Below are 24,669 nucleotides of genomic sequence, written 5' to 3'. Positions count from 1 at the left end.
TATTGTGAGCGCCACTGCAACAGTAAGGTATCCTGTTCGTGAGCTTTGATTTAAGTGTTATTCCTCATAAAAACATTGTTTTAGCCGTTACAGGTGGAATTGCTGCCTATAAGAGTGCCATTTTGGTTCGTCGTCTTAAAGATTATGGTTTCGACGTTCGGGTTGTGATGACACACGGGGCTCAAGCATTTATTACACCTCTAACGTTTCAGGCTCTTTCGGGAAATCCTGTACATACCGAACTCTTAGACCCTGAGGCTGAAGCTGGAATGGGCCATATTGAGTTGGCTCGTTGGGCTGATTTATTACTGGTTGCGCCTGCAAGCTGTGACACTCTGGCTAAGTTTGCTAATGGTTTAGCAGATGACTTACTGAGTACTTTGTTTTTAGCGACTAAAGCACCTGTGTGGGTTGCCCCAGCGATGAACCAGCAAATGTGGGCTGCAAAAGCAACACAACGTAATTTGCAAACGCTAGTTGAAGATGGCGTGCATGTGATTATGCCAGATTCAGGTGAACAGGCTTGTGGTGATGTGGGGTTAGGCCGTATGCCAGAACCAGAAGAAATAGCCCGTCAAGTGGCTGGTTATTTCCATCAAGCCCAACGTGCCATTGCTGAAAAATTTGGTTTGCTGGCTGGTAAGCGAGTTGTGATTACTGCTGGACCAACACGTGAAGCGATTGACCCAGTTCGTTATATCTCAAACCATAGTACTGGAAAAATGGGCTTTGCTTTAGCGGCTGCATGTTATGCGGCAGGGGCAAAAGTCACTTTAATTGCTGGTCCTGTAAGTTTAGATACACCAAATGGTGTTCAACGTGTCAACGTTGCATCTGCACGACAAATGTTGGATGTCAGCATGAACTCACTTGAGACTGGTTGCGACATTTTCATTGCGACAGCAGCAGTAGCCGATTATCGCGTTGCGGAAGTCGCTGAGCACAAGATTAAGAAAGCAGGGGATGAACTGAATGTTTCCCTTGTGAAAAATCCGGATATTGTGGCAACCATTGCAGCTCAGGAAAAACGTCCATTTATGGTGGGCTTTGCTGCCGAAACGCAGAATGTTGAAGAATATGCAGCAGGTAAACTGGTTGCTAAAAAACTAGACATGATTGCGTGTAACGATGTTTCTCGTGCTGATATTGGTTTTGCTTCGGATGAAAATGCGATGACTGTTTTCTTTGCTGAAAGTTACCATATGAAAAAGCGTGAGTTAGAGAAAGCATCTAAGCAAGAAATTTCTCAACAATTGGTTGAAGCTATTTCGGATGTATTACGCCGTAAATAAATTTTGAGCTTAATAAAAAAACCGCGAATAAATCGCGGTTTTTTTATATGTCTTGGTTTAACAATCAAGGAATTTCATCTTCAAATTCAGGTTTAACCTGAACGATGAAGTCTTGACGGTTAAGACCACGCCATAACGCAAATGCTGTACCGATATAAATCGAAGAGTAAGTACCGACAAAGACACCCACAAACATTGCTACAGAGAACCAGTGTAAGCCATCACCGCCCAAGAACATCATTGCAAGTACAACAAGCAATAAGGTCATTGAGGTATGAACTGTACGACGTAAAGTCTCAGTTAAAGCAATATCCACGATTTCACGTGGAGTCGCGCCGCGAATCTTACGGAAGTTTTCACGGATACGGTCTGAAACAACGATGTTATCGTTAAGTGAGAAGCCAATCACCGCGAGTACCGCAGCTAATACGGTAAGGTCAAATGGCCATTGGAATAATGCAAATGCACCAATAATGATGATGATGTCATGGAATAAAGACATTACAGCACCCATCGCGAGTTTAAACTCAAAGCGAATGGTCACGTAGATCAACATTAAGATAAGCGCAAGAGCAACCGCTCCAGCCGAACGTACATAAAGCTCATTACCAACCTGACCGCCGACAGAGTCCACTTTATGAACTTCGGCAGCGTTATTTGGTAATTGCACAGCTTTGGTAATCGCGTTATTAAGATCTTCAACCTTAACTTCTTGTACCGGCATACGCACGAGTAAGTCTTTATTACTACCTAGCGTTTGTACTACCGCATCTTTAAAACCAGCTTTGTCGAGAGCCTGAATAACTTCAGTCTGATTTGCTGGTTGCGCATAGTTAAGCTCGGCAGAAACACCACCTGTAAAGTCCAAACCTAAGTTAAGACCTTTAGTCGCGATAAAGAAAATACTCGCTAAAGTAATAAGGATCGAGAAGATTGCTGCTGGTTTAGCAATCTTCATGAACGGGATGATTTTTGCATCATCCGGACGACCATATTGTTTTGAAGGCTGTTGAGTCACTTTAGTCATCATAGATCTCCTTAAATGCTCAACTTTTTCAAATTACGGCGTTTACCATAAATGAGCTGTACGATTGCACGTGTTACTGTAATTGCAGTAAACATCGAACACACAATACCAATCATTAATGTTACGGCGAAACCTTTGATCGGGCCTGTACCAATTGCAAACAGAATGAATGCAACGAGGAACGTGGTTAAGTTCGAGTCAAAAATGGTGTTATAGGCTCGATCATAACCTGCCACAATGGCCTGTTTGGGTGAGGCACCCCAGAGCATTTCCTCTCGAATACGCTCACATATCAGTACGTTCGCATCGACCGCCATACCAATGGTAATAACGATACCCGCAATACCTGGTAAGGTGAGGGAAGCCCCTATCCAAGACATCACTGTTAAAATCATTGCCAAGTTAACAACAAGCGCAAAGTTCGCAATTAAACCGAATACGCGGAAGAACACGATCATCCAGATTGCAACAAGCAAGAAACCGATTTGAGTTGAAAGTACACCTTTATCAATGTTTTCTTGACCAAGGCTTGGACCAACAACACGCTCTTCAACGAAGTACATTGGCGCAGCTAAAGCACCGGCACGAAGCATCAACGCAAGTTCAGATGCTTCTTGAGGAGAACTTAAACCAGTAATACGGAAAGTTGAACCTAAAACAGCTTGAACTGTTGCAGCATTAATGACGACAGACTCGGTATATGGCGTACGAACTTCTGTTTGAGCGCCAGTTTTTGGATCTGTAACGTAAGTAATCTTTTGCTTGTTTTCGATGAACAATACCGCCATGCGTTTACCAACAGCATTACGGGTTGCATCTGACATGAGCTTACCACCAGCACTGTCGAGCGTAATATTTACTTCGGCACCGCCAGAGTCTTGGCTAAAGCCAGAACTTGCATTTTGAACACGTTCACCAGTCAAGATACGGTTACGTTGCAACAAAAGTTGACGACCGCTATCTAAAGATTGATAAGCAAAAACTTCTGTACCTGGAGGTAACGGTTGACCGTTATATTTACCTGTATATGGGTCAATATATTGATCATTTAAGTCAGATACTAAACGGAATTCGAGGTTAGCAGTACGACCTAAAACACGTTTAGCTTCTGCTGTATCTTGAACACCCGGTAATTCAACGACAATACGGTTGCTACCCTGACTTTGTACTAATGCTTCTGCAACACCAAGTTCGTTAATACGGTTACGTAGTGTTGTTAAGTTCTGATTGACTGCATATGCCTGAATTTCTTGACGACGTACATCGGTATAAGTGAGTTTTAAGGTAGAACCTGTCGTACTCGCTAATGCCTGTTGGGTATATTCATTACCATTACGGCGTAAAAAATCCATTGCTGCATCACGATCAGCATTGTCAGCAAATTGAACAGTGATCACATTATTATTTAACGCAAGGTTGTTAAATTTAATTTTGTTTTCACGGAACTGACGACGCAAATCGGTTGCAGAGGTTTCCATACGTTGGGAAATGGCTTTGTCCATATCTACTTCTAGCAAGAAGTGGACACCACCACGTAAGTCCAAACCAAGTTTCATTGGTTTAGCCCCAATTTTTTGCAACCATTCTGGTGTAGTTGGTGCAAGGTTTAGGGCAACAACATATTGATCACCTAAGTCACGGCGTAATACTTCTTTTGCTTTTAACTGCGCTTCAGAAGAGCTGACACGCAAGAGAGCTGCATTATTTGTAAAAGTATTATCGTGGCTCGCAATATTTGCTGTTTTTAAAATTTGCTCTGCTTTTTGCACCACACTTTGATCAATTTGGGTACCAGCTTTGGCACCGGAAATTTGAACTGCGGGCTCATCCGGATATAGACTAGGCAGTGCGTATAATGTACTGACTACCAGAACAACCAGAATCAGTAAATATTTCCATGCAGGGTAACGCATTCGCTTTCTTCTTAAATGAAAAAGCCGTGCTAAAGCACGACTGTTTTATGATTAAAGGTTATTTAGAGTGCCTTCAGGTAATACAGAAATTACGCTGGCACGCTGAATTTTTACTTCTACACCACGGTTAAGTTCAACAACCGCATAGTCACCTTCAAGTTTGGTTACTTTGCCCATTAAACCACCAGCAAAAACAACTTCGCTACCTACACCTAAGCTTTCGATTAAAGAACGGTGTTCTTTTGCACGTTTTGCTTGAGGGCGCCAGATTAAGAAATAGAAGATTGCAACGAATACGACAATCATCAAAATGTTTGGCAAAAGACCCGGGCTTTGGGCTGCTGCTGGAGCTGCATGTGCAGTAGAAATGAACAAGCTCATTTTAATTTCCTAAAGTTAAAAAATATGAGTCAGATACCTGACATAATCCTAATTCGTTTTGCAATTTACCTTGTCTTGCGGTTGAGCGCAAATCTCGCTTATTCATCGACAGGGCAAGGTGGAACTTCTAATCCGCGGCGGGCATAAAAGTCCTGAACAAATTCATCAAAAGTGCCATTATCTAATGCATCACGTATACCTTCAGTTAAACGTTGGTAATAACGTAAGTTATGAATGGTACCAAGCATAGATGCTAGCATCTCTCCACATTTTTCAAGATGGAACAGATAAGCACGGGTAAAGTTCTTACATGTGTAGCAATCGCAGTGTGGGTCAAGAGGGCCTTGGTCATGGCGATATTTACTATTACGAATACGTACCAGACCATCAGTGACAAAATAATGACCATTACGTGCATTACGAGTCGGCATTACGCAGTCAAACATATCGACACCACGGCGCACCGCTTCAACGATGTCTTCAGGTTTACCTACGCCCATTAAGTAACGAGGTTTGTCTGCTGGCATTTTATTTGGAAGATAATCTAAAACTTTGATCATCTCTTCTTTTGGTTCACCTACAGATAAACCACCAATTGCATAACCATCGAAACCAACTTCAAGTAAGCCATTTAAAGACTCATCACGTAAGTCTTCATACATGCCGCCTTGAATAATGCCGAATAAGGCATTTTTATTTTTAAGCTCATCATGGTGATGCGTTTTACAACGTTTTGCCCAGCGCAAAGAAAGCTGTAATGATTTTTGTGCTTCTTCGTGTGTTGCAGGGTACGGTGTACATTCATCAAAAATCATGACGATGTCAGAGTTCAATACATGCTGAATTTCCATTGAAATTTCAGGCGATAAAAATACTTTTGAACCATCAATCGGCGAGCGGAAAGTAACACCCTCTTCCTTAATTTTACGCATAGCGCCAAGACTAAATACTTGGAAGCCGCCAGAGTCAGTTAAAATTGGCTTATTCCATTTAATAAAGTCGTGCAATCCGCCGTGTTGCTTGATTACTTCAAGGCCCGGACGCAAATATAAATGGAAGGTATTACCTAAAATAATTTGTGCCTGAATATCTTCGATATCACGCGGCAACATGCCTTTGACTGTACCGTAAGTCCCCACTGGCATAAAAACAGGTGTTTCAACAACACCATGTTCTAAAGTTAAACGACCACGACGGGCACGACCCGACTGACCTAATTTTTCAAACTTCATTTAAAAATCCTGAACAATAGCAAGCAATACCGTAGGGTAGTGCAAGGGCGAAAAAACAGTTCGCTGCTAAATAGGGGCTGTAACATTATGAGCTTTAAACGGGAAGACCAATTTAAAAACACAAATAGCCCTAAAAATAAGAGGGCTATTTTCCTTGATTCTGCCAAGTAGTTCTACTACTAAATGTAGCTGGCTATAAAATAGGTCAATTTTCCGATTGAATGACCAATTTTTTATTTAGACTAAAAGTTAGGTTTGTAGTCAAAATTGTCTGTAGCCAAATTATCGCGAAAAGGACGAATTGCTTTTTTAGATAACGTCATTGTATTGATCAGGTTATTTGGGAACACTTCAATCTGGTTGTTAAATACTTCGACATTGCGGTTAAAAATGCTGATTGCCGCACCAACATTTTCATTTTGTTCCTGAATATCATCCATCATTTTGCTATAGAGCGTATCTGCTTTTAATTCAGGATAGTTTTCAACTACGATATTTAGGCTGCGGATCAGCTCTTTGCTCATTTTTTCAATCTGCTGTAATTGAGCAATATCAGTATGATCGACATTTAAACTGAGAATTTGCTGACGTAAGGCAGTCACTTTTTCTAGAGTCGACTTCTCGAACTGAGTATATTGATTGAGAGTAGTTTCTAATGCTTCAAGTGTTTTTACTTTTTGGCGTTCGAAATTTGCAACCTCAGCCCAAGCGCGTTTGGTCGCGTTAAAATAACGCACAATGTTGTTACGAATGTGAATGCCCCATGCAATCAGTACAACGAATATCCCCAAGAAAATGAATAAACCTTTCATTTTCACTCCTCTTATTTTTATTCCCTCGTTGAGCCTTTTAACTTCTTATTTTTTATAAGTTGCCAGTTCAGCACTACGAGAGATTTATTTAATTAAATTAAGCATGAATTGCTGAAATTTTTCATATTGCGGCATGGTCATGGTACGTAAATGTCCACGTAATGCTGGAATATCATGAATTTCACTACGTTTGCTGGTGGTTTGAAAAAGATCTTGCTCACCGAGATAACATAATATTTGCTCTTCATGATGATAAATTAAATCACCTTTAAAATGTTGAAAAAAATCATGAAGTTTTAAAGTTAGACTTGGGCTAATTTCTTTAGCTAACTGGTGTTGGTCAGTACCGAAAATATTGAGCTCTTGGTTAATCAGAATGTCAGTACTTTGCCATTCGCTTAAGTAGGGTGCAAAAAAGCGAGAACGTTGATTACTTACGGCAATACCTAAGGCTGGTATTTGAAAAATAAAAGCGCCCCACAAATCTTTATGAATCTCTTTTACTATTTTTTTATCGCTGTTTTGATCTTGAAGAATAGGTAAATTATTTACATAGTGATATTTAAATAGCAGGACTTGATGATCTGTAATGCCATCATTCCATGTCACTGAAGCAAACTCTGTAATTTCATTTGCTTCATTGCCTCGATTAAACAATGGGAAATATTGTTTTAGTCTGCTCAAGACTAAAATGGGTTGGGCTTGAATTGGAAGATAAGCTGGTAAGTGTTGAAACTGTAAGCCATAACGTAAAGCAGTCATACGCTGCTCTAAATAGTGAATGACTTCGCTTAGAGGTTTTTGCGGTTCATAGAGCAAATAGGCCAGAAAACCAGTTAAAAATGCCCATAGGAGACTTAAAATATATTGAATATGAGGATGAAAAAAGTATCCAAATAATAAAGTCGTAATACTGCAAATACCTAACAAATACGGCAGTACATTTACAAAACGAAGGTTATGATCTTCACGCCATGGATGTAACGCGTTTAAGAGCTCTTGATCTGTTTGTGACTTTTGCCCCGCGTCCCAAAGTCGAGCAATATTACGAAAGACCTGTGCATTTTTTTTACGTCTTATATGAAGTGCTTGTTGTACGGTATCAATTGGCATGAAATTAATGAGTTGATTATCATAAAGTGCTAACTCTAGATTATCTTTTAAATTGAAAGAGATAAATAGAAATACCAAGACTATTTTTATTTTAATTATAGTTGCTGGGTTAAACCTTAAATTAACTTAGTAGGTTTAACCCATTTATAAATTTTAAACTTCTAATTTATCAATCAACATTGCATCGCCATAACTAAAGAAACGATAGCGGTTTTTAACTGCATGTTCGTAAGCAGCCAAAATATTGTCTCGATTCGACAATGCTGAAACTAACATGAGTAGGGTAGACTCAGGTAAATGGAAGTTAGTAATTAAACGGTCTACGATGCAGAACTCATAACCCGGATAAATAAAGATTTGTGTGTCGCCCGTCCAAGCTGCGATTTTTCCGCCGTGTGCTTGAGCTGCACTTTCTAAGGCACGTGTTGCGGTTGTACCGACAGCAATGACTTTATTGCCGCGCGCTTTTGTCGCCAAAATTAAATCAATAGTTTCTTGAGGAACATCACACCATTCACTGTGCATAACATGATTGGTAATGTCATCAGTACGGACAGGCATAAATGTGCCAGCGCCGACGTGTAAAGTCACAAACGTTTTCTTAACATTTTTTTGCTCTAACTTTGCTAGTAATTCTTCGTCAAAGTGCAGGCTCGCAGTTGGCGCAGCCACACTGGCAATTTTCTCAGGGTTATGGAAAACCGTTTGATAGCGTTCAGTATCAATTTCTTCTGCTTCACGGTTAAAGTAAGGCGGAATAGGTAACTGACCATATTGTTCAAGTACAGGCAAAATTGGCTGCGAAAACTCAACCACAAATAAGTTTTCGTGACGACCACGCACAATCACAGGAATATTATCTGTACCTACATAAAGCTCGGCACCAGCTTTAGGAGAGTTACTCGATTTGATATGACAATACGCAGTGGTGTGGTTCAACATACGCTCAACCAAAATCTCAATCGCACCGCCTGTCGAGCGTTTTCCTTTAAGTCGAGCTTTCATGACTTTGGTGTCATTCAGCACCAACAAATCACCTTCTTCAAACAGATCGATAATGTCTGTGAACATGTGATCGTGATATTGACCCTTTGAATCTAGGTGCAATAACCGTGAAGCACTACGTGATTCAAGAGGGTAACGGGCAATAAGTTCATCGGGTAATTCAAAGGAAAAGTCAGACAGTTGCATATTTAGGAAAAAACACCGCAAAAATTGGGCCTAGTATAAACTTTTTCGCTTTTTTATGGCTGTGCTTCTGGCCTAAATCATGAAAAATGTTTAAATGATCTAAAAGTGAACGATAATATTCACTTAGGGTTTGACAAGTTTTACAAACGCGCTAATATACGCAACACAAACATACTTCCTCTCCCGAGGTGGTGAAATTGGTAGACGCGGCGGACTCAAAATCCGCTGTCAGAGATGACGTGTCGGTTCGAGTCCGACCCTCGGGACCATATTCAGAATTGTAAGATTCTACGAAAACCCCTAAGCTAAAGGCTTAGGGGTTTTTTTGTTGGTCTAATTTTTAATTTGCTAAAAGCTTTAGTTCAATTAAAGATATAAGGGAAGCTTATTGGTTTAATGAAATTATTCCTGAAAAGAACCGTATTGAAAATACAATCAATGAATGGGCAGGGGATACAATCGTTCAATTTAAAAAAAATAAGTGAATTACATTAGAAAAAAATAGTTAAAAATTAATTTTTAATCTGTAAAATTCAATAAAAGATACTAATTAATTTGGATTAAAAATGTCAATTGAGCTTTATGACCTTTTAGCAAAAATGAATAAGAATGGTGGAAGAGGTTTATTTTTAGTTGGGTTGATAGGTGCTTTCGGAATTGCATTCTACTTATCAGCTCTTTATTATTTTGATGACCATGCTGTTTATTTGACTGCATTTAGAACCTTAATACCATTTATGGCAATTTTTATATCTGCAATTATAACCCCATTACTCTTAAGGTATTTAAATGATTCTAATTATGAAATTGCTTCAGAAAATAATGAGGAATTGGGGTTAAAGGTTAATAAAATTGAAGAAAGATTGGTGGAGATAGAACAATTATCTTTTGATAAGAGCTTAGTAGAAAGTTCTGCAAATGATAGTGATGAGCATAAAAAGGAAAATTTATGGAAACTAATTTCAAAATACTCTTATGAATCAATTCAAAGAATAAATATTGAAAAAGAAAGTTTATCTAGAAGAAGTAATCTAAATCTAATAATTGGTATGTTCTTAAGTATCAGTGGAATAGCTGTACTCGGAAGTTCCGTTTTTAACTTTATAAATATTAATGACTTTAATGTTTTATTAACAAAAATGATTCCAAGATTTTTGTTTGTAATTTTGATTGAATTATTTGCTTATTTCTTTCTAAATTTATATAGAAAGAGTCTTGAAGATATTAAGTATTATCAAAATGAGTTGACTAACTTAGAGGCAAAGTATTTGTCTTTGCAGACATCACTTGCTCTTAATAATTATAAGCTAATTAATAATGTAATCGACCAACTTGTGAAAACAGAAAGAAATTTTATTTTAGAAAAAGACCAATCAACAATTGAATTAGAAAAAGAACGTATCAATTCTAATAATACGAATAATACTTTACAGGTACTGAAAGATATTTTTAAAAATAAAGTTTAAAACCTTTATTGCTCCCACTATCCCTTTACTCTAAGTTTTGGGAGGTCAGATAGGGAGGTGAAATCCTGTCGTTCAATCACATGAGATGATATTCTTGCTGTCTTCCGAATACCATTCCAACTAGTTGGTATTATTCATTCAACAAATTAATTTTTTGAATTTAAAAGATAGAGATACTTAGTGTCTTTATCTTTTTTTGTTTATACTTCAAAGTGACTTAACAATTACCATTTTGAACATGCAAGAAATAGAAAATAATTCAAATAAAGATTTAGAGAAAATAGATAAAGATATTAATTTTCATCGAATCATTATTTTTTTAATCATCATTGCAGTCATCTTTTTTTATCTCATAATGAAAGATATAGATGTTAAAGATGCAGCTCAACATTGGGGGCCAGTAGGGGATTTTTTTGGAGGCATTTTAAATCCAATATTTGCACTCTTTGCTTTCTATTGGCTGACATATTCTGTACGACTACAAATTAATGAACTCACAGAAACTAGAAAAGAATTAAAAAAAGCAGCATCAGCACAAGAGGAATCAGCTCGGCATCAAAAAGCAATTGCCGAGTTGGAAAATGAAAATGTTATTACTCAAAAAGAGTTATTAGATTTACAGAAAAAAACACTTCTTTCACAACAAATATCAAATCAAGATCAACAACAACAAATTGAAATTCAGAATTTTGAAAGTTTATTTTTTGAGTTAATTAAAACTAAAAATGAAGCAATTAATATGATTCGAATGAGTGAAAAATTTGAGGGTAAAGAGGAATATTTTGATGGAATGAATGTATTCATAATTAAAGTTAAGGATTTAAAAAATAGTGAACTAACTTGGCATGGTTATTATGAAAACTTTTTAATTGATCTGTTTTCTAGTTATATTAGTATATGTAATCAAATCATGATATTGATTTTAGATAATAAGAAGAGAATGAATAATAGTAGGTCATATGAAGATATCTTTAAGGCTACCTTAAGTACAGTAGAACTGGAAATTATTTTCTATAGTGGCATTTATAATTCCAAATTAAAGAAAAATGTTGAGGAAACATCATTATTAGAAGCTTTAAGTCCAAATTTAGGTTTTAAAGAAAATAATAAAAAATATTTAATAAAAAATGCTTTTTTTTATAAGAGAGAAGCCTTTGGGTTTAATAATGAATGGTTACAGTATTTTGATGATTTTGAAAGATGTGAGTTAATTTATTCTGATTGTGAAAAGCTTTTAAGCGATAAATATAAATTTAATAGGGTTTTTAATATATATAGGTTTGATGATGATATTAAAATTAATGATGTGAATTGTTTAATAAATCTAGTAAATAATGGAATATTGGAATATGAAAAGAAATTGAAGACGTATAGTGAAATGGATAGAGAAAAATTTGAATTGAAAAATTTAAAGGGTGAATATAATTCCTTTATTGATACATTAAATGATTTAAAAAATATAAAAGTTACAAATGAATTATATTTTGTGCTTAAGTATAATATCAATGATATAAGTCTAAAAAAGTTTAGTTCAAATGCATAAGATATTGACCCTAGAAAGTATCTAAGCTACTCTAAATTTACCACCCACATGGTGGTCGAGTTTGGTCGCTCGTTTAGAAACATATGGTAGACAACCGCTACTAGCGGATTTTTTTTGTCTATAATTCGGTACACCCGTTGTTATGGTGGATCGGATGGGGAGGCTAACGCCTGCCGTTTTACCTGTGTTTCACGGTCGACCAACCCCGTTCGGTCTGCCACCCTAGTTTGGTCGCTGGGATGGCATAGAAAAAACCAAACACAGGTGAATAGAACTATGACTCCATTATTAAAAGCTGGTAACAAACCAGCAAGTCCAGAAGACTTACTTCAAACAGTCAATGACTCTCTTTCTAAACTAGAACATTACCTATCAGCTCTGTCACGCATGCATTTTGACGATGACCTACCTAGTGATGAGTTCAATGCCATCATGTGTGGGTTACACCTTCAGGTACATGAGATCTACCAGCAAATCAAAGCCTAACTAAAATCTGAAGAGAATGGTCCAAATTTGCTCATTCTCCTTCAGCGCGGGCGGTTGTTCCCCCACCACACCTGGTCAGTAAATATGTCGATTTCTCTACAAAAATTCAGCTACCCACATTTGTAGGTAAAACCGCTTTAGATATGGCATACGTTAGCGCAAACCCAATCAAAATTGATTCTGCATTTTTCTACACGGTTTCCTCAAATTTCTACAGAAGGAAAATCATTGAAAAGTCCTAGCTCAAAACATGCTTTTTAAAATCAAAATAAAAAATCTGAAATTAGGTAACACACTCATGAAACTATGTGTAAATGCATGAATTAAATAAGAAAAAAATGTCACAAAGAAAGGTGACATTAGGGAACAGGTTAGGTAATAATATGATTAAGTTATTGATAAATAATAATTTGTTTAGTAACGCTCTGTTACCTGAAAAGTGGGTAACTTGTCACCTAGTTGTCACCTGATTGTCACTTTATAAAATTATTAAATTAATTATATAATTCAGATGTTTAAATGCTATTTCTTAAAACTGTTACTTTTGTTACCTATTTTTTTCGTCATTAGAAATTTTGAGTTTTCATTATTTTGGTACTTCTTTTGATGCTTTATAAAAATCACCATAAATCGTACCTTTCTCCACATTTACCCACATTATTTTGATTAAACCTCTGTTATTCAATTATTTTCAGATCCCGACCCTCGGGACCATATTCAGAATCGTAAGATTCTACGAAAACCCCTAAGATAATGGCTTAGGGGTTTTTTGTTGGGTTAAAATAACTGCCTATCAATTATAATTTTATCTTTTATTATTAATTCTTAATTTATAGAAAGTTTAGATCTCTTATGAAATTTCATTTGGGAGCCGATTTGTGAAAATAAGTGATGATCAATAATTTTGGTGGAATAAATAGATCTGTCCTTCATTCAAAGTCTTGAGCTGTAAATTTTGATTAAAATATAAAAGACAAGATAATGTATATGATTTAGGTAGGATTATTTTTCTACTTATTATTTTACAATTAGAGAGTAAATTATGAATAAAAAAATGATAGGGGTAATCTTCGGATTAATCATTTTGATTTTTGGATATTTATACGCTTCGCCTTATATCATCTTAAATAGTATTAAGAATGCATTGAAAGATAATGATAGTGAAAAGGTTTCTGCTTATATTGACTATACAAGCGTACGCCAAAGTCTGAAAGATCAGATGAATGCTTATATGTTAAAAGAGATCACAACTAAAGAAGCAAATGGTTGGGAAGCTTTAGGTGCAATGATGGTTTCAACTTTGGCCGAAAAGATGGTCGATGCGGCAGTAACACCTGAAGGTATGACCTTGATGCTACAAGGGAAGGATCTTAAAAAAAGTTTATCTGGTAATAGAGAGGATACGCCTAAAGAACGAACAGATATCTCAAAGATAGAATACAGAACTCGGTATTTATCAATAAGTATGTTTGAGGTAACTTTTAAAAATAAAGAGAATGGTTCGGATGTAAAAATCATTATGGAGCGTGATGGTTTAAGCTGGAAAATAAAAAAGATTGCTCTACCGATGGATGAGATAAAGCCTAAACAAAAATTAGAGTCGTAATTATACTGTTGATATGGAAGCTAGTATTCAACTGTATGGTTATAATGTACAAGATAGTTAAATTAATAATATAAATAGTAATCTGAAAAAGGCCAGTTTATTGGCCTTTTTTTAAACAATACTTTTAATCAGCTTTTAAAAATTCTGAACTCGCATTTCTAACATCTTACAACTCTCTAGCTTCAAACATTTGTTGTATTTTTCTCAAGCATACCCACTTTATGTATCTGAAAACCTTTAATTGAAACTTCACATTTCTATTTTGAAAAGAACGTTGCTCTTTTTATGTACTGTGTTAAAGTTTGTATTAGATCATAATGATTATAAGTACATTTCTTGAAAGCGGTTCCGACCAACAACGACAAAATCTGTGAGGCGGGCAAATGACATTCCAGCGTTTAGAACTACATCAGATCGAGCAGTTAAGTGCTTGTAGAATATCACTATTACTTGGATTAAATGCCGAGCAGAACTATATCGAGCAATTTTTCCGATTTAGTCTTCGTCTGTTGAAGTGTCAAAAAGCCTTATTAACTTTTAATCAGGAACCTTACTTTTGGCACCGTTGCCCTGAAGGTATAACTGCAATTTCGTTTAAGCCTTCGAAGCATTTGAAACAGTGCTTTGCTAAACAACAGATCATTAATCATCTACATCCTTCCTATCAAAACTTGACCAACTATTTAAAAGAACTAAACATCGAGTGCAGTAGGGCATTGGCTGTACATCTTTTACATCCCGATAAGACTTCGATGGGCTTTGCTGTCTTTTTTGATGATGATGCAGCTACCTTTGAAGATGATGATATTCAATTGCTGCTCGATTATTGTTCTACGTTTATGCAACAGGTTGAGTTGAAGTTTAACTATGAAGAGTTAAACGAACTTTATGAACAACAGGTGGCAATTAATTCAAGTAAAACAAAATTTTTCTCGATTATTTCGCATGACTTACGTGCGCCATTTCATGGGTTACTTGGGTTTTCCGAGGTACTTGCCAAAGAGCGCGAGACTTTAGATGAATCTAGCATTCAAAATATTGCAGATTATTTATATGAAACCTCGCAATCGACCTATAACTTGCTTGAAAGTTTACTGACATGGGCCATGGCAGAGGGTGGACGTTTTGTATATCACCCAATTAACTTTAAGCTGAGACAAGTGAGTAATATTGTTTGTGATGTACTGCGTACCTTAGCGATAAAGAAAAATATTGAACTGGTAAATGATGTTCCAGAAGATTTAAAAATCTATGCTGATATTAATATGATGACTTCTGTGATTCAAAACTTGGTATCAAACGCGTTGAAATTTACCGATATTGATGGCTCAGGCAAAGTGTTTATAGAAGCTAGACAAGCTGATAAAAATATAGAAATAACAGTTCGAGACACTGGTTTGGGTATGACAGAACAACAAATCAAAAATTTGTTCCATCCACGTATTACAGCCAGCTTTAAAGGTACGGCAGGCGAGAAAGGCGCTGGTCTAGGTTTAAGTCTTTGTAAGCGTTTTATTGAAATTAACCAAGGGCAAATTAATGTTGGTTCTAAAGAGGGTGTTGGAACAACATTTAAGGTTTTACTACCTTCTGCTCAAGAAAGTCATGACGCACTAACCGAGCATCATTCTTCACCAGAAGCAAAATTAGTCTAATCCCTTTTCCTACCACTACTCGAACTGCTATAACTAAAAACAGAGTACGAGGAAAAGAGCTTTTTATATGAATGCGGAGCAGTTACAAAAAACATTGCGTGCGAGTCAGTACGCAGAACAAGTTTTAGGCTTGCATCAAGCTGTTTTAGAACAAGATTATCAAATAGATCAATTTGCTGCACCGCTCTCGATCGAACAGATTTATCAATTTGTACAAACTACATTAGATGGAATTGCTGACGAAATATCTTGGATGCGTGGATTACGCATTTTACGTAGTCGTTTAATGTTTCGTTGGATTTGGCAGGATGCCAATCAGCTTACCGATGTTGTGACACTCACTCGTGAACTTTCTGACTTTGCTGATGCTAGTATTTGTGCAGCAAAAGACTTTGCACGTGTTGCACTTGTGGCGAAACATGGTGAACCTGTGGGCTACTCTGGCAAAGTTCAAGATTTAATTGTGGTTGCCATGGGGAAACTTGGGGCACAAGAGCTTAATTTATCGAGTGATATTGACCTGATTTTTGCCTTTGATGAACAAGGTGAAACCAATGGCCGAAAATGCATAGATATACAGCAGTTCTGTATTTTGTGGGGCCAAAAACTTATTTATTTGCTTGAACACATTACTGCCGATGGTTTTGTGTTTCGAGTTGATATGCGCTTACGTCCTTGGGGCGATGGCTCGGCATTAGCGATTAGTCATGCTGCTTTGGAAAAATATTTAAGTCAGCATGGACGTGAGTGGGAACGCTATGCGTGGATTAAAGCCCGTGTTGTGACTGGTGGCAAAGAAGGACAAGACTTGTTAGGGATGACACGTCCTTTTGTATTCCGCCGTTATGTCGATTACACCGCTTTTGCCGCTATGCGTGATATGAAAGCCATGATTGAGCGTGAAGTCCTGCGCCGACATATTGAAGATGATATTAAGCTCGGGGCGGGGGGGATTCGCGAAATTGAGTTTATTGTTCAGGTCTTCCAGCTTATTTACGGCGGATCTAAACGCGAGTTACAAGATCGTCAGTGTTTAGTCAGTCTAGAGCACATTGGCGAAGCAGGCTTGTTAGAAAAGCAGGCGGTATTCGAGCTTAAAGATGCTTACTTGTTTTTACGTCGTGTTGAACATGCAATTCAAGCGCTCAATGACCAGCAAACTCAGCTATTACCAGAAGAAGTGGAGTTAAGACAACGCATTATAGATACATTGGGTTTTGTTAGCTGGAATGAATTTATTAATGTTCTTAACGAGAAACGTCAAAAAGTTAAAGTTCAATTTAAACAACTGATTGAGGATACAAGTTCTAATGCTGCAACTGAAAATTTTGGGCAGTTAGAACAACAGCTAGATGAAGTGCTAGATGATAATGCGAAAAATCTGATTCATGAATTTTGGCATGGACATGCACTTAAAAAACTTCCTTCAAATGCGGTGCAGCGTTTAAAAACGTTCTGGCCTCACTTGATTGAAGCGATCTTACAGTCTGAACAACCGCAAACTGCACTATTACGTTTAATGCCGCTCATTGAATCGGTCATGCGTCGAACCGTATATTTGGTAATGCTGATTGAAAGTAAAGGGGCATTGCAACGCTTAGTGAAAATGGCGACGGTAAGCCCGTGGATTTGTGAAGAACTAACGCAATATCCGGTGCTGCTGGATGAGTTTTTATCGATGGATTTTGAGTTGCCAAAACGTAAGGATTTAGAAGACTCATTACGTCAGCAGTTGCTTCGTATTGAAATTGATCAAGTCGAAGACCAAATGCGAGCACTTCGCCTGTTTAAAAAGAGCAATGTACTCACGGTTGCTGCAAGTGATGTATTAGCTGAAAGCCCTCTTATGAAGGTATCTGATGCATTAACTGATATTGCTGAAGTGAGTGTTAATGCAACCCTATATTTAGCTTACCAGACCGTAGCAAAACGTCATGGTTACCCTAAAGATGTTGAGGGAAAGCGCTGCTCACTCGACTATAAAGCCTTTGCTGTTATTGGTTATGGCAAAGTGGGTGGCATTGAACTGGGCTATGGTTCTGATTTAGACCTTGTCTTTATCCATTATCTAGATGAACAAGCTGACACCGATGGAACCAAGGCGATTAGTGGCTTTGAGTTTGCTATGCGTGTTGCTCAAAAGTTTATGTCACTCATGACCACTCAAACACTTGATGGCCGCGTCTATGAAATTGATACACGCTTAAGACCCTCAGGTGAAGCTGGTTTATTAGTGACCAGTCTGAAAGCCTATGAACACTATCAGTTGAAAAGTGCATGGCTTTGGGAGCATCAGGCACTCGTTCGAGCACGCTCTATAGCAGGTGATGAAACGCTTTGCCAAAAATTTGAAATATTTCGCCGCGAGATATTGACTCAATCTAGAGATGAAGCTTATGTTCGTGAAGAAGTGTTGAAAATGCGTCAGAAAATGAAAGACCACTTAGGTTCGTCTTCTGAACAAAAAAAACATGGTATTTTTCATTTAAAACAGGACGCAGGTGGTATCGTAGATATCGAATTTATGGCACAGTATGCTGTACTTGCATGGAGCGGGACGAAACCCGATCTCGCCCATTATTCTGATAATGTAAGAATATTAGAAGATGCTGCTAAAGCAGACTGCTTATCCAGTGAAGATGCCACAGCATTAATTCGAGCCTATCTTAGTGAACGTGCCGAAAGCCACCGCTTAGCCCTTGCAAATCAATCCATGCAAGTCAGCGCAGCGGACTGGCGTAGTACCCGTGCGGTCGTTTGCAATTTATGGCAAAGATTAATAGACCCAACCGCCTCGGTTGAGTTGGATAGTGAATGATTTTATAACAATTTGGAGTGTTCCATGAATTTGGCTGATCGTGATGGTTTTATTTGGCAAGATGGAAAATTAATTGATTGGCGTGATGCAAAGATTCACGTTTTAACCCATACACTACACTACAGTATGGGCGTATTTGAGGGTGTTCGTGCTTATGAAACGCCTAAAGGTACCGCCATTTTCCGTCTTCAAGACCACACAAAACGTTTGTTAAATTCAGCAAAAATTTATCAAATGAAAGTGCCGTATGATCAAGCAACGCTTGAACAAGCACAAATTGATGTTGTTCGTGAAAATAAATTAGCTTCTTGCTATTTACGCCCATTAATCTGGATCGGTTCAGAGAAACTAGGTATTGCAGCAACAAATAACACCATTCATGCCGCTGTTGCTGCATGGGCGTGGGGTGCATACCTTGGTGATGAAGCGATGGCTAAAGGTATTCGCGTTAAAACTTCATCATTTACTCACCATCATCCAAACGTGACTATGTGTAAAGCAAAAGCATCTGGTAACTACACGTTGTCAATTCTTGCTCACCAAGAAGTTGCACACTCTGGTTACGATGAAGCAATGCTCATGGACCCACAAGGTTATGTATGCCAAGGTTCTGGTGAAAACGTATTCTTGATTAAAGATGGTGTTTTACACACTCCAGATATCGCTGGCGGTGCACTTGACGGTATTACACGTCAAACTGTGATGACAATCGCTAGAGATCTTGGTTATCAAGTTGTTGAGCGCCGTATTACACGTGATGAATTCTACATTGCAGATGAAGCATTCTTCACAGGTACTGCTGCTGAAGTAACACCAATTCGTGAATATGATGACCGTCCAATCGGTTCAGGTACCCGTGGCCCAATTACCACTGAAATTCAAAAAACTTACTTTGATGCAGTTCAGGGTAGAAATCCAAAATATGAACACTGGTTAACTTACGTAAAATAAGTTAATCCGTTAACATAAAAAGGCGAACTTTAGTTTCGCCTTTTTATTTTTGGCTTAGGGAGCTTTTATGCATATTGTCTATGTCTCTGATGGTAAAGCAGGGCATCGCTCACAGGCTTTGGGTTTATTTCAGGCGATGCAGAGACAACAGGCAAATGCAACTTTTGAAGAAGTCTCTATTAATGACTTGCCTATTTTTTCTCTAATCAAAGCGCTTTTCTCTTCAAAAAATACTCTATTTGAACAAGCACCCGATTTTATATTTGGAGTCGGAAGCCATACTCACTTTCGTGTCTGGTTGCTAGGCAAAATTTTCAAAAAGGCCAAGACCGTTATTTTAATGAAGCCGAATTTACCTATTGCTTGGTTTGACTATGCCGTAATTCCCGAGCACGATGGTATTCCAGCAAATAGCCGTGTTATTGTTACTCGTGGTGCATTAAATCCAATTCGTAATGAAAACCGCCATCAAAAAGCCAGAATTTTAATTGCATTGGGTGGTTCATCTAAACGACATCAATGGAACCAAGAAAAAGTATTATTGAGTATTCAACAAATAGTTGAACATAATCCAAACTCTGAAATTATTTTAACGACCTCACGTCGTACCCCTGCGGAATTTATCGACATTTTAAGACAGCAAAGCTTCGCCAAGTATTTACAGATATGTCCGGTTGAGCAAACCCCTCAAGGTTGGATTTTTGAAGAAATGCAAAAAGCAGAAGCGGTGTGGGTAACAGAAGATAGTGTTTCTATGATTTATGAGGCACTTACAGCAGGTTGCCGAGTCGGTGTGATTGCAATGGATAGACTCAAACAAGACCGTATTACCAATTCGGTTGATGTGCTGCTAGAGAAAAAGTTTATAGCGAATGTATCTGACATAAACTTGCTTCCTGAAGGACAGCTCCTACAGGAAGCGGATCGGGTCGTGCATCAGCTCACTAAATGACATTGGCTATCGTCATGACCTTTATCATAGTTGACCGTTTCTGATGTTGCTAAAATTTCTCTTGGATATGTTTTGAACTTTGCATTAAATAATGATCTGTCTTGAGAAATATTTTTACAGTGAATTCCTCGCATATCTAAAACTGTAGGTAATATATTAATTGAACTTATAGGATTGCTTTGTTCTTTAGAAAGAGTACTCGCCATTTCTGGATGATGTTGCTTCCAAGAGTTTGAACTCCACATAATTAAAGGGACATCAAAATTATTTTTCATATCTAAATGCAGTGAGCTATTTTCTTTACATTCTCCAAGGTTTAATCCATGGTCAGATGTATAAATTAAGTTGGCATCTAGATTAGTTGCTTTTAATTTTTGAATGACTTCGTTGAGCAAGTAATCTGTATAAAGTACCGTATTGTCATAGGTATCTTTAAATTTATTAAATTGCGGTGGATAGCGTTTTGTAAAATCTGCATGTGAGCCGTAAAGGTGTAAAACAATGAATTTATGATGTTTTTTCTCTGCTAAAGCTCGGTCAAATGATTTGAGTAGCTCTTCATCGTAATGCGTTTCAAGTGATGCTGAATATGAATGTTGCGTCAAAAATTGGGTTTCTTGAGCAGAAGATGCATATGCTGAGACAAGAGAATCATATTCACCATATTGAGCTTGTGCGCTAAACCAATAAGTTTTGTAGCCTGCTGCATTGAACGCATTTACAATAGAAGGACTTAAATTATCAGTTCCGTTGAGCTTTCCTGTTAGTAAGGTGGGTACGGACTTACTGGTCATATAAGAACCTGAAATCGTATTATTAAATAACCATAAATCTTTCTTATATTTTGCTAGATATGGTGTTGTATTATTTTTGGTATAGCCAAATAAACTTAAACGATCGCGTCGAGCACTTTCCCCAATAACCAATACTGTAATGGTAGGTCGAGTTTCTTTAACTTGTGTGCACTCAATTTCGTTTTGTGTGGCTATGAAGTCTTTTACACGATTTACTTCAAGGCTCGCTGCTGGTAAACCGAGCACTAAATTTAAAGGATAAGATTGTTTAAAATGACGATATACATTTAGGAAACCTTGCTGATGATCAGGTGCTTTAAGGTAGCGTTGAATTGGCGAAAAAATAAGACATAAAGCTAAAATACGTACCCATATTGGAGTGTTTAGTCTTTGATTTGGAATAAAATGATAAAAGAAAGCCAAAGGAATGATATAGGCAATAATCAAACCAATTGCTAAAGGAATATCTAGTGTCGATAAATAGACTCTACCTTCAGTTGTGGAACTTCCCAAAATTGTGAGCCATACTGAAATTTCAGTTGGGGCGTTATAGGTAATTTCGTAATAAAGTGCAAAAGGAGTTAGAAGGTAAATAGGTAAGCTAAGCCAGAAAAAACGGCGGTAATGATAAATTAAAAAAACGAAAAAAATAAGTGGATATAAGGCTTTGAAAAAACCATCACTGGAAATAATGAATGATGGAACAAGCAGCATAAAGCAATAAATAAAAAACCATAACTTTCCTGTTTTGAATCGAAAAATCACGCTAAGCTGTTCCAAGTGTAAAAGCGCGATATCATCCTATATTTTGCTAACTGGGTCTACATAAATTCAGGCATGATATAATATTTTAGTTCATCTCCAGAATTGATGGAATTACAGAGTTTAGAATGAAAATATTGCATATCGCAAATTTTGGCTTTAATAAACAAGGCGCACATTTTTACTGCACAGACCGTAAAATTTCTGCCGGATTAATTGAAAATGGCCATTTTGTTTATGATTTTAGCTTTCGTGATATGGCACGAATGGGGACGATTTTTAAAACAAAAAAATTGGGTGCCAATTGGGCCAATAAAGAAGTATTAAAAGTCGTCAATAATATTGAGCCTGATTTAGTACTTATTGGTCATAGTGATTTGATGAGTCCAGATGTCCTAAGACAAATTAAAGAAGCTTATCCAAATACTAAAATAGCATTTTGGTATGTTGACCCGCTTTATTTAGAGAGCAAACTTGGCTTTGTAAAAGCATTCTCTCCATATTTGGATGCTATCTTCTGTACAACGGGTGGTGAGTATCTACAGAAGTTAAAGCAGCCACATTTAAGCGTAGCTTATTTACCCAATGTTGGTCATCGTAATGTAGAAATTCTGCAACAGTTTTCAAACTCTAAAACGGATAAAACTTTTATCTTCTGCGGTGTGGTTTATAAAGAACCTGAGCGTGAAAAGTTTTTAAAGGACTTAGCAGATGCTCTGCAACAAGGTCATGTAAACTATCAATATTATGGTTGTTTTGAACAACCAGGTGTTTACGGTAAAGCTTATTATAAGGTTTTGTCTGAAACAAAAATGGGACTTAATTACTCACGCCGTAATGACGTAACCTTGTATAGTTCTGACCGTATTGTACAGCTGACTGGTAATGGTTTACTCACCTTTAGTCCAAGAATTCCTGGTTTTGAGAAACTCTATACTGAGCAGGAAGTGGCTTACTTTGATGATCAATTTGATTTGGCTAAGAAGATCCAATTCTTTGATCAAAACCCAGATCAGGCTGAAAAAATAGCGAAAGAGGGCTGGGAGAAAACACGTAGATCTTTCAATGCTAAACGCATCACCCAATATATGGTTGAAGTGACATTTAAGCAGCCCCTTTCAGAAGATTATGAATGGTCACATGAGGTTTATGTATGATGTGGTTTTTGTACGTTGCGGTAGGCCTACTAGCACTTGCTGCACTGTTATATGTGCTGGGTAATTACACTTTCTGGCTTCCGTTTCGTTCGAACAAACTACCACGCATTGTGATGTTGCATCAGGTTACCCCTAAAGATGCAGCCTCTGGTATGAATATGCCTCCTGAAAAGTTTGAACAACTTTTACAGTTGTTGAAGCGTAAAGACACTACTTTTTGCTTTGTCTCTGAGCTTGAACAATACCGCAATCAAAAAAATGTGGTTGCTTTAAGTTTTGATGATGGCTTTATGGATAACTATCTTTATGCCTATCCACTACTTAAAAAATATAATGCAAAGGCAACCATTTATTTGGCGACGCAAATTGAAGGTATTGAAAAGCTCACTCACGATCAAATCCACGAAATGGCCAACTCTGGTTTGATTGAGTTTGGTGCGCATACTCAACATCATGTCAACTTGCTTAAGCTTGATGATCAAACGGCTTACAATGAGATGCTTCAGTCTAAGCGTGATGTTGAAGCGTTAGTTGGAAAATGTCCGAGCTTTGCTTATCCATTTGGTCGTTTTAATGAAAAGCACCAGAAAATGGCCCAAGAGATTGGCTTTAAAAATGCAGTATCAACTCGTAAAAAAATCGAAGCTTACGAAGCAGTTAATCAATTTAATATTCCACGTGTCAGCACGCATGGTGCCATGAATGCTTTACAGATGCGTATCGCCCTTGCTAAAGGACGTTATAAGTTATGAATAAAACTCCATGTAGTGTCTATATTGTCACTTTAAATTGTGGTGCTTGGTTAGAGCGAACTTTGCAAAGTGTTAGTGAGTTTGATGAAGTAGTTATTTTAGACTCTGGCAGCACTGATAATACTTATGAAATTGCAGAGCGCTTTGAAAATACGCAAATCTCTCATCAAGATTGGCAAGGTTATGCTGGGCAAAAAAGTTTGGCTTTAGCAAAGTGCCGAAATGATTGGGTACTTAATCTAGATGGTGATGAAGTCTTATCTAAAGAGTTAAAACAAGAAATTGTTGAGACCATTCAGCAAAATAAACTTGATGCATTAATCACACCAATTAATGATGTATTTTTAGGTGTTCCCAACAGCAAACATACTAAGAAACATGCAAAGGTGCGTTTTTTCCGTAAGTCTAAAGGGCATTATGACCTTGCTAATAAAGTCCATGAAAATGTGATCGTAGACGGTGAATCTCAGCGTGCTCAACATGATATTTATCATTATGGCGAGTCGAGCATTTTCGTTAAGGTTGAAAAAAATAACCACTATTCCAACCTCAAAGCACTAGAGAAATACCAAAAAGGAAAATCTCCAAGCATTGCAAAATTGGTTTTGGTGATGCCTGTGACTTTCATGAAGTCTTATTTTATTCGCCGTAGTTTCTTAAATGGTTGGCGTGGTTTCGTAAATAGTATGATTAACGCGTTTTATGCTTTTTTAAAAGAAGCCAAGCTATTTGAACAGACGATGAATAAAGATAAAAAATAAGTAGG

Annotated in this window: 20 protein-coding genes, 1 tRNA gene and 1 pseudogene; 14 read left to right on the top strand and 8 right to left on the bottom strand. The window is 37.4% G+C overall.

Annotation, left to right across the window (positions count from 1 at the left end; all coding sequences use genetic code 11):
- Positions 1-38: 38 nt before the first annotated feature.
- Positions 39-1,292 (top strand): bifunctional phosphopantothenoylcysteine decarboxylase/phosphopantothenate--cysteine ligase CoaBC, encoded by a 1,254-nt coding sequence (gene coaBC, locus ACLCEG_RS14940; RefSeq protein ID WP_410568114.1) that lies wholly within the window; start codon positions 39-41, stop codon positions 1,290-1,292.
- A 64-nt stretch (positions 1,293-1,356) separates the two neighbouring features.
- Here coaBC and secF read toward each other — a convergent pair whose 3' ends face one another.
- The 7 genes from secF to queA all read right to left on the bottom strand — a co-directional run bounded on the left by secF (position 1,357) and on the right by queA (position 8,961).
- The gene (gene secF, locus ACLCEG_RS14935; RefSeq protein WP_077162371.1) at positions 1,357-2,322 is read right to left on the bottom strand and encodes a protein translocase subunit SecF; all 966 of its coding nucleotides are present in this window, start codon (positions 2,320-2,322) and stop codon (positions 1,357-1,359) included.
- Positions 2,323-2,330: 8 nt separating this feature from the next.
- Positions 2,331-4,232, bottom strand: a complete 1,902-nt coding sequence (gene secD, locus ACLCEG_RS14930; protein ID WP_039253059.1) for a protein translocase subunit SecD — start codon at positions 4,230-4,232, stop codon at positions 2,331-2,333.
- A gap of 51 nt (positions 4,233-4,283) precedes the next feature.
- The gene (yajC, locus tag ACLCEG_RS14925; RefSeq protein WP_000051669.1) at positions 4,284-4,613 is read right to left on the bottom strand and encodes a preprotein translocase subunit YajC; all 330 of its coding nucleotides are present in this window, start codon (positions 4,611-4,613) and stop codon (positions 4,284-4,286) included.
- Between the two features lie 98 nt (positions 4,614-4,711).
- The gene (gene tgt, locus ACLCEG_RS14920; protein ID WP_410568112.1) at positions 4,712-5,845 is read right to left on the bottom strand and encodes a tRNA guanosine(34) transglycosylase Tgt; all 1,134 of its coding nucleotides are present in this window, start codon (positions 5,843-5,845) and stop codon (positions 4,712-4,714) included.
- 242 nt (positions 5,846-6,087) lie between these two features.
- Positions 6,088-6,657, bottom strand: a complete 570-nt coding sequence (locus ACLCEG_RS14915; protein ID WP_042075909.1) for a LemA family protein — start codon at positions 6,655-6,657, stop codon at positions 6,088-6,090.
- An 84-nt stretch (positions 6,658-6,741) separates the two neighbouring features.
- A complete protein-coding gene (locus ACLCEG_RS14910) occupies positions 6,742-7,770 on the bottom strand; it encodes a hypothetical protein (protein WP_410568110.1) in 1,029 nt (342 codons plus the stop codon).
- Positions 7,771-7,923: 153 nt separating this feature from the next.
- Entirely contained in the window at positions 7,924-8,961 is a 1,038-nt protein-coding gene (queA, locus tag ACLCEG_RS14905; RefSeq protein WP_410568108.1) for a tRNA preQ1(34) S-adenosylmethionine ribosyltransferase-isomerase QueA, read from the bottom strand.
- A 182-nt stretch (positions 8,962-9,143) separates the two neighbouring features.
- On the opposite strand from queA, the gene ACLCEG_RS14900 reads away from it, so the two are divergent.
- From ACLCEG_RS14900 to ACLCEG_RS14855, 10 genes and pseudogenes are all read left to right on the top strand, one after another.
- Positions 9,144-9,230, top strand: a tRNA-Leu gene (locus tag ACLCEG_RS14900).
- A gap of 78 nt (positions 9,231-9,308) precedes the next feature.
- Positions 9,309-9,446, top strand: a pseudogene (locus ACLCEG_RS14895) (phage portal protein); the annotation flags it as partial.
- Positions 9,447-9,527: 81 nt separating this feature from the next.
- Positions 9,528-10,427 (top strand): hypothetical protein, encoded by a 900-nt coding sequence (locus ACLCEG_RS14890; RefSeq protein WP_410568106.1) that lies wholly within the window; start codon positions 9,528-9,530, stop codon positions 10,425-10,427.
- A 238-nt stretch (positions 10,428-10,665) separates the two neighbouring features.
- Positions 10,666-11,970 carry a putative phage abortive infection protein gene (locus ACLCEG_RS14885; protein ID WP_410568104.1) on the top strand — a complete coding sequence of 435 codons (1,305 nt, stop codon included), beginning with the start codon at positions 10,666-10,668 and terminating at the stop codon, positions 11,968-11,970.
- A 276-nt stretch (positions 11,971-12,246) separates the two neighbouring features.
- Positions 12,247-12,456, top strand: coding sequence for a hypothetical protein (locus ACLCEG_RS14880; protein WP_410568124.1), 210 nt, complete (start codon positions 12,247-12,249; stop codon positions 12,454-12,456).
- A gap of 1,042 nt (positions 12,457-13,498) precedes the next feature.
- Positions 13,499-14,062 carry a DUF2939 domain-containing protein gene (locus ACLCEG_RS14875; RefSeq protein WP_410568102.1) on the top strand — a complete coding sequence of 188 codons (564 nt, stop codon included), beginning with the start codon at positions 13,499-13,501 and terminating at the stop codon, positions 14,060-14,062.
- A 383-nt stretch (positions 14,063-14,445) separates the two neighbouring features.
- Positions 14,446-15,717: a sensor histidine kinase gene (locus ACLCEG_RS14870; RefSeq protein WP_191012160.1), complete on the top strand. Its 1,272-nt coding sequence runs from the start codon at positions 14,446-14,448 to the stop codon at positions 15,715-15,717.
- A gap of 67 nt (positions 15,718-15,784) precedes the next feature.
- On the top strand, positions 15,785-18,535 hold the full coding sequence (gene glnE, locus ACLCEG_RS14865) for a bifunctional [glutamate--ammonia ligase]-adenylyl-L-tyrosine phosphorylase/[glutamate--ammonia-ligase] adenylyltransferase (RefSeq protein ID WP_410568100.1): 2,751 nt from the start codon (positions 15,785-15,787) through the stop codon (positions 18,533-18,535).
- A gap of 24 nt (positions 18,536-18,559) precedes the next feature.
- The gene (locus tag ACLCEG_RS14860; protein ID WP_004705670.1) at positions 18,560-19,486 is read left to right on the top strand and encodes a branched-chain amino acid transaminase; all 927 of its coding nucleotides are present in this window, start codon (positions 18,560-18,562) and stop codon (positions 19,484-19,486) included.
- 67 nt (positions 19,487-19,553) lie between these two features.
- Positions 19,554-20,438, top strand: coding sequence for a mitochondrial fission ELM1 family protein (locus ACLCEG_RS14855; protein WP_410568098.1), 885 nt, complete (start codon positions 19,554-19,556; stop codon positions 20,436-20,438).
- Here the strand turns inward: ACLCEG_RS14855 and ACLCEG_RS14850 are convergent.
- Entirely contained in the window at positions 20,423-21,997 is a 1,575-nt protein-coding gene (locus ACLCEG_RS14850; RefSeq protein ID WP_227501325.1) for a phosphoethanolamine transferase, read from the bottom strand. The two genes, ACLCEG_RS14855 and ACLCEG_RS14850, sit on opposite strands and share 16 nt — an antisense overlap.
- A 125-nt stretch (positions 21,998-22,122) precedes the next feature.
- On the opposite strand from ACLCEG_RS14850, the gene ACLCEG_RS14845 reads away from it, so the two are divergent.
- Genes ACLCEG_RS14845 through ACLCEG_RS14835 form a run of 3 tightly spaced genes read left to right on the top strand, consistent with a single transcriptional unit; the run spans position 22,123 to position 24,664 of the window.
- Positions 22,123-23,151 carry a glycosyltransferase gene (locus ACLCEG_RS14845; protein WP_410568096.1) on the top strand — a complete coding sequence of 343 codons (1,029 nt, stop codon included), beginning with the start codon at positions 22,123-22,125 and terminating at the stop codon, positions 23,149-23,151.
- Complete coding sequence (locus tag ACLCEG_RS14840; RefSeq protein ID WP_410568094.1) at positions 23,148-23,903, top strand: polysaccharide deacetylase family protein; 756 nt, start codon at positions 23,148-23,150, stop codon at positions 23,901-23,903. Before ACLCEG_RS14845 ends, ACLCEG_RS14840 begins: the two co-directional genes overlap by 4 nt.
- Positions 23,900-24,664 (top strand): glycosyltransferase family 2 protein, encoded by a 765-nt coding sequence (locus ACLCEG_RS14835; protein WP_410568092.1) that lies wholly within the window; start codon positions 23,900-23,902, stop codon positions 24,662-24,664. Before ACLCEG_RS14840 ends, ACLCEG_RS14835 begins: the two co-directional genes overlap by 4 nt.
- The last annotated feature ends 5 nt before the right edge of the window (positions 24,665-24,669 follow it).

This window comes from Acinetobacter sp. H1(2024), from assembly GCF_046557555.1.
Classification (GTDB): domain Bacteria; phylum Pseudomonadota; class Gammaproteobacteria; order Pseudomonadales; family Moraxellaceae; genus Acinetobacter; species Acinetobacter seifertii.
This window is presented reverse-complemented; position numbering and strand designations above follow the sequence as displayed.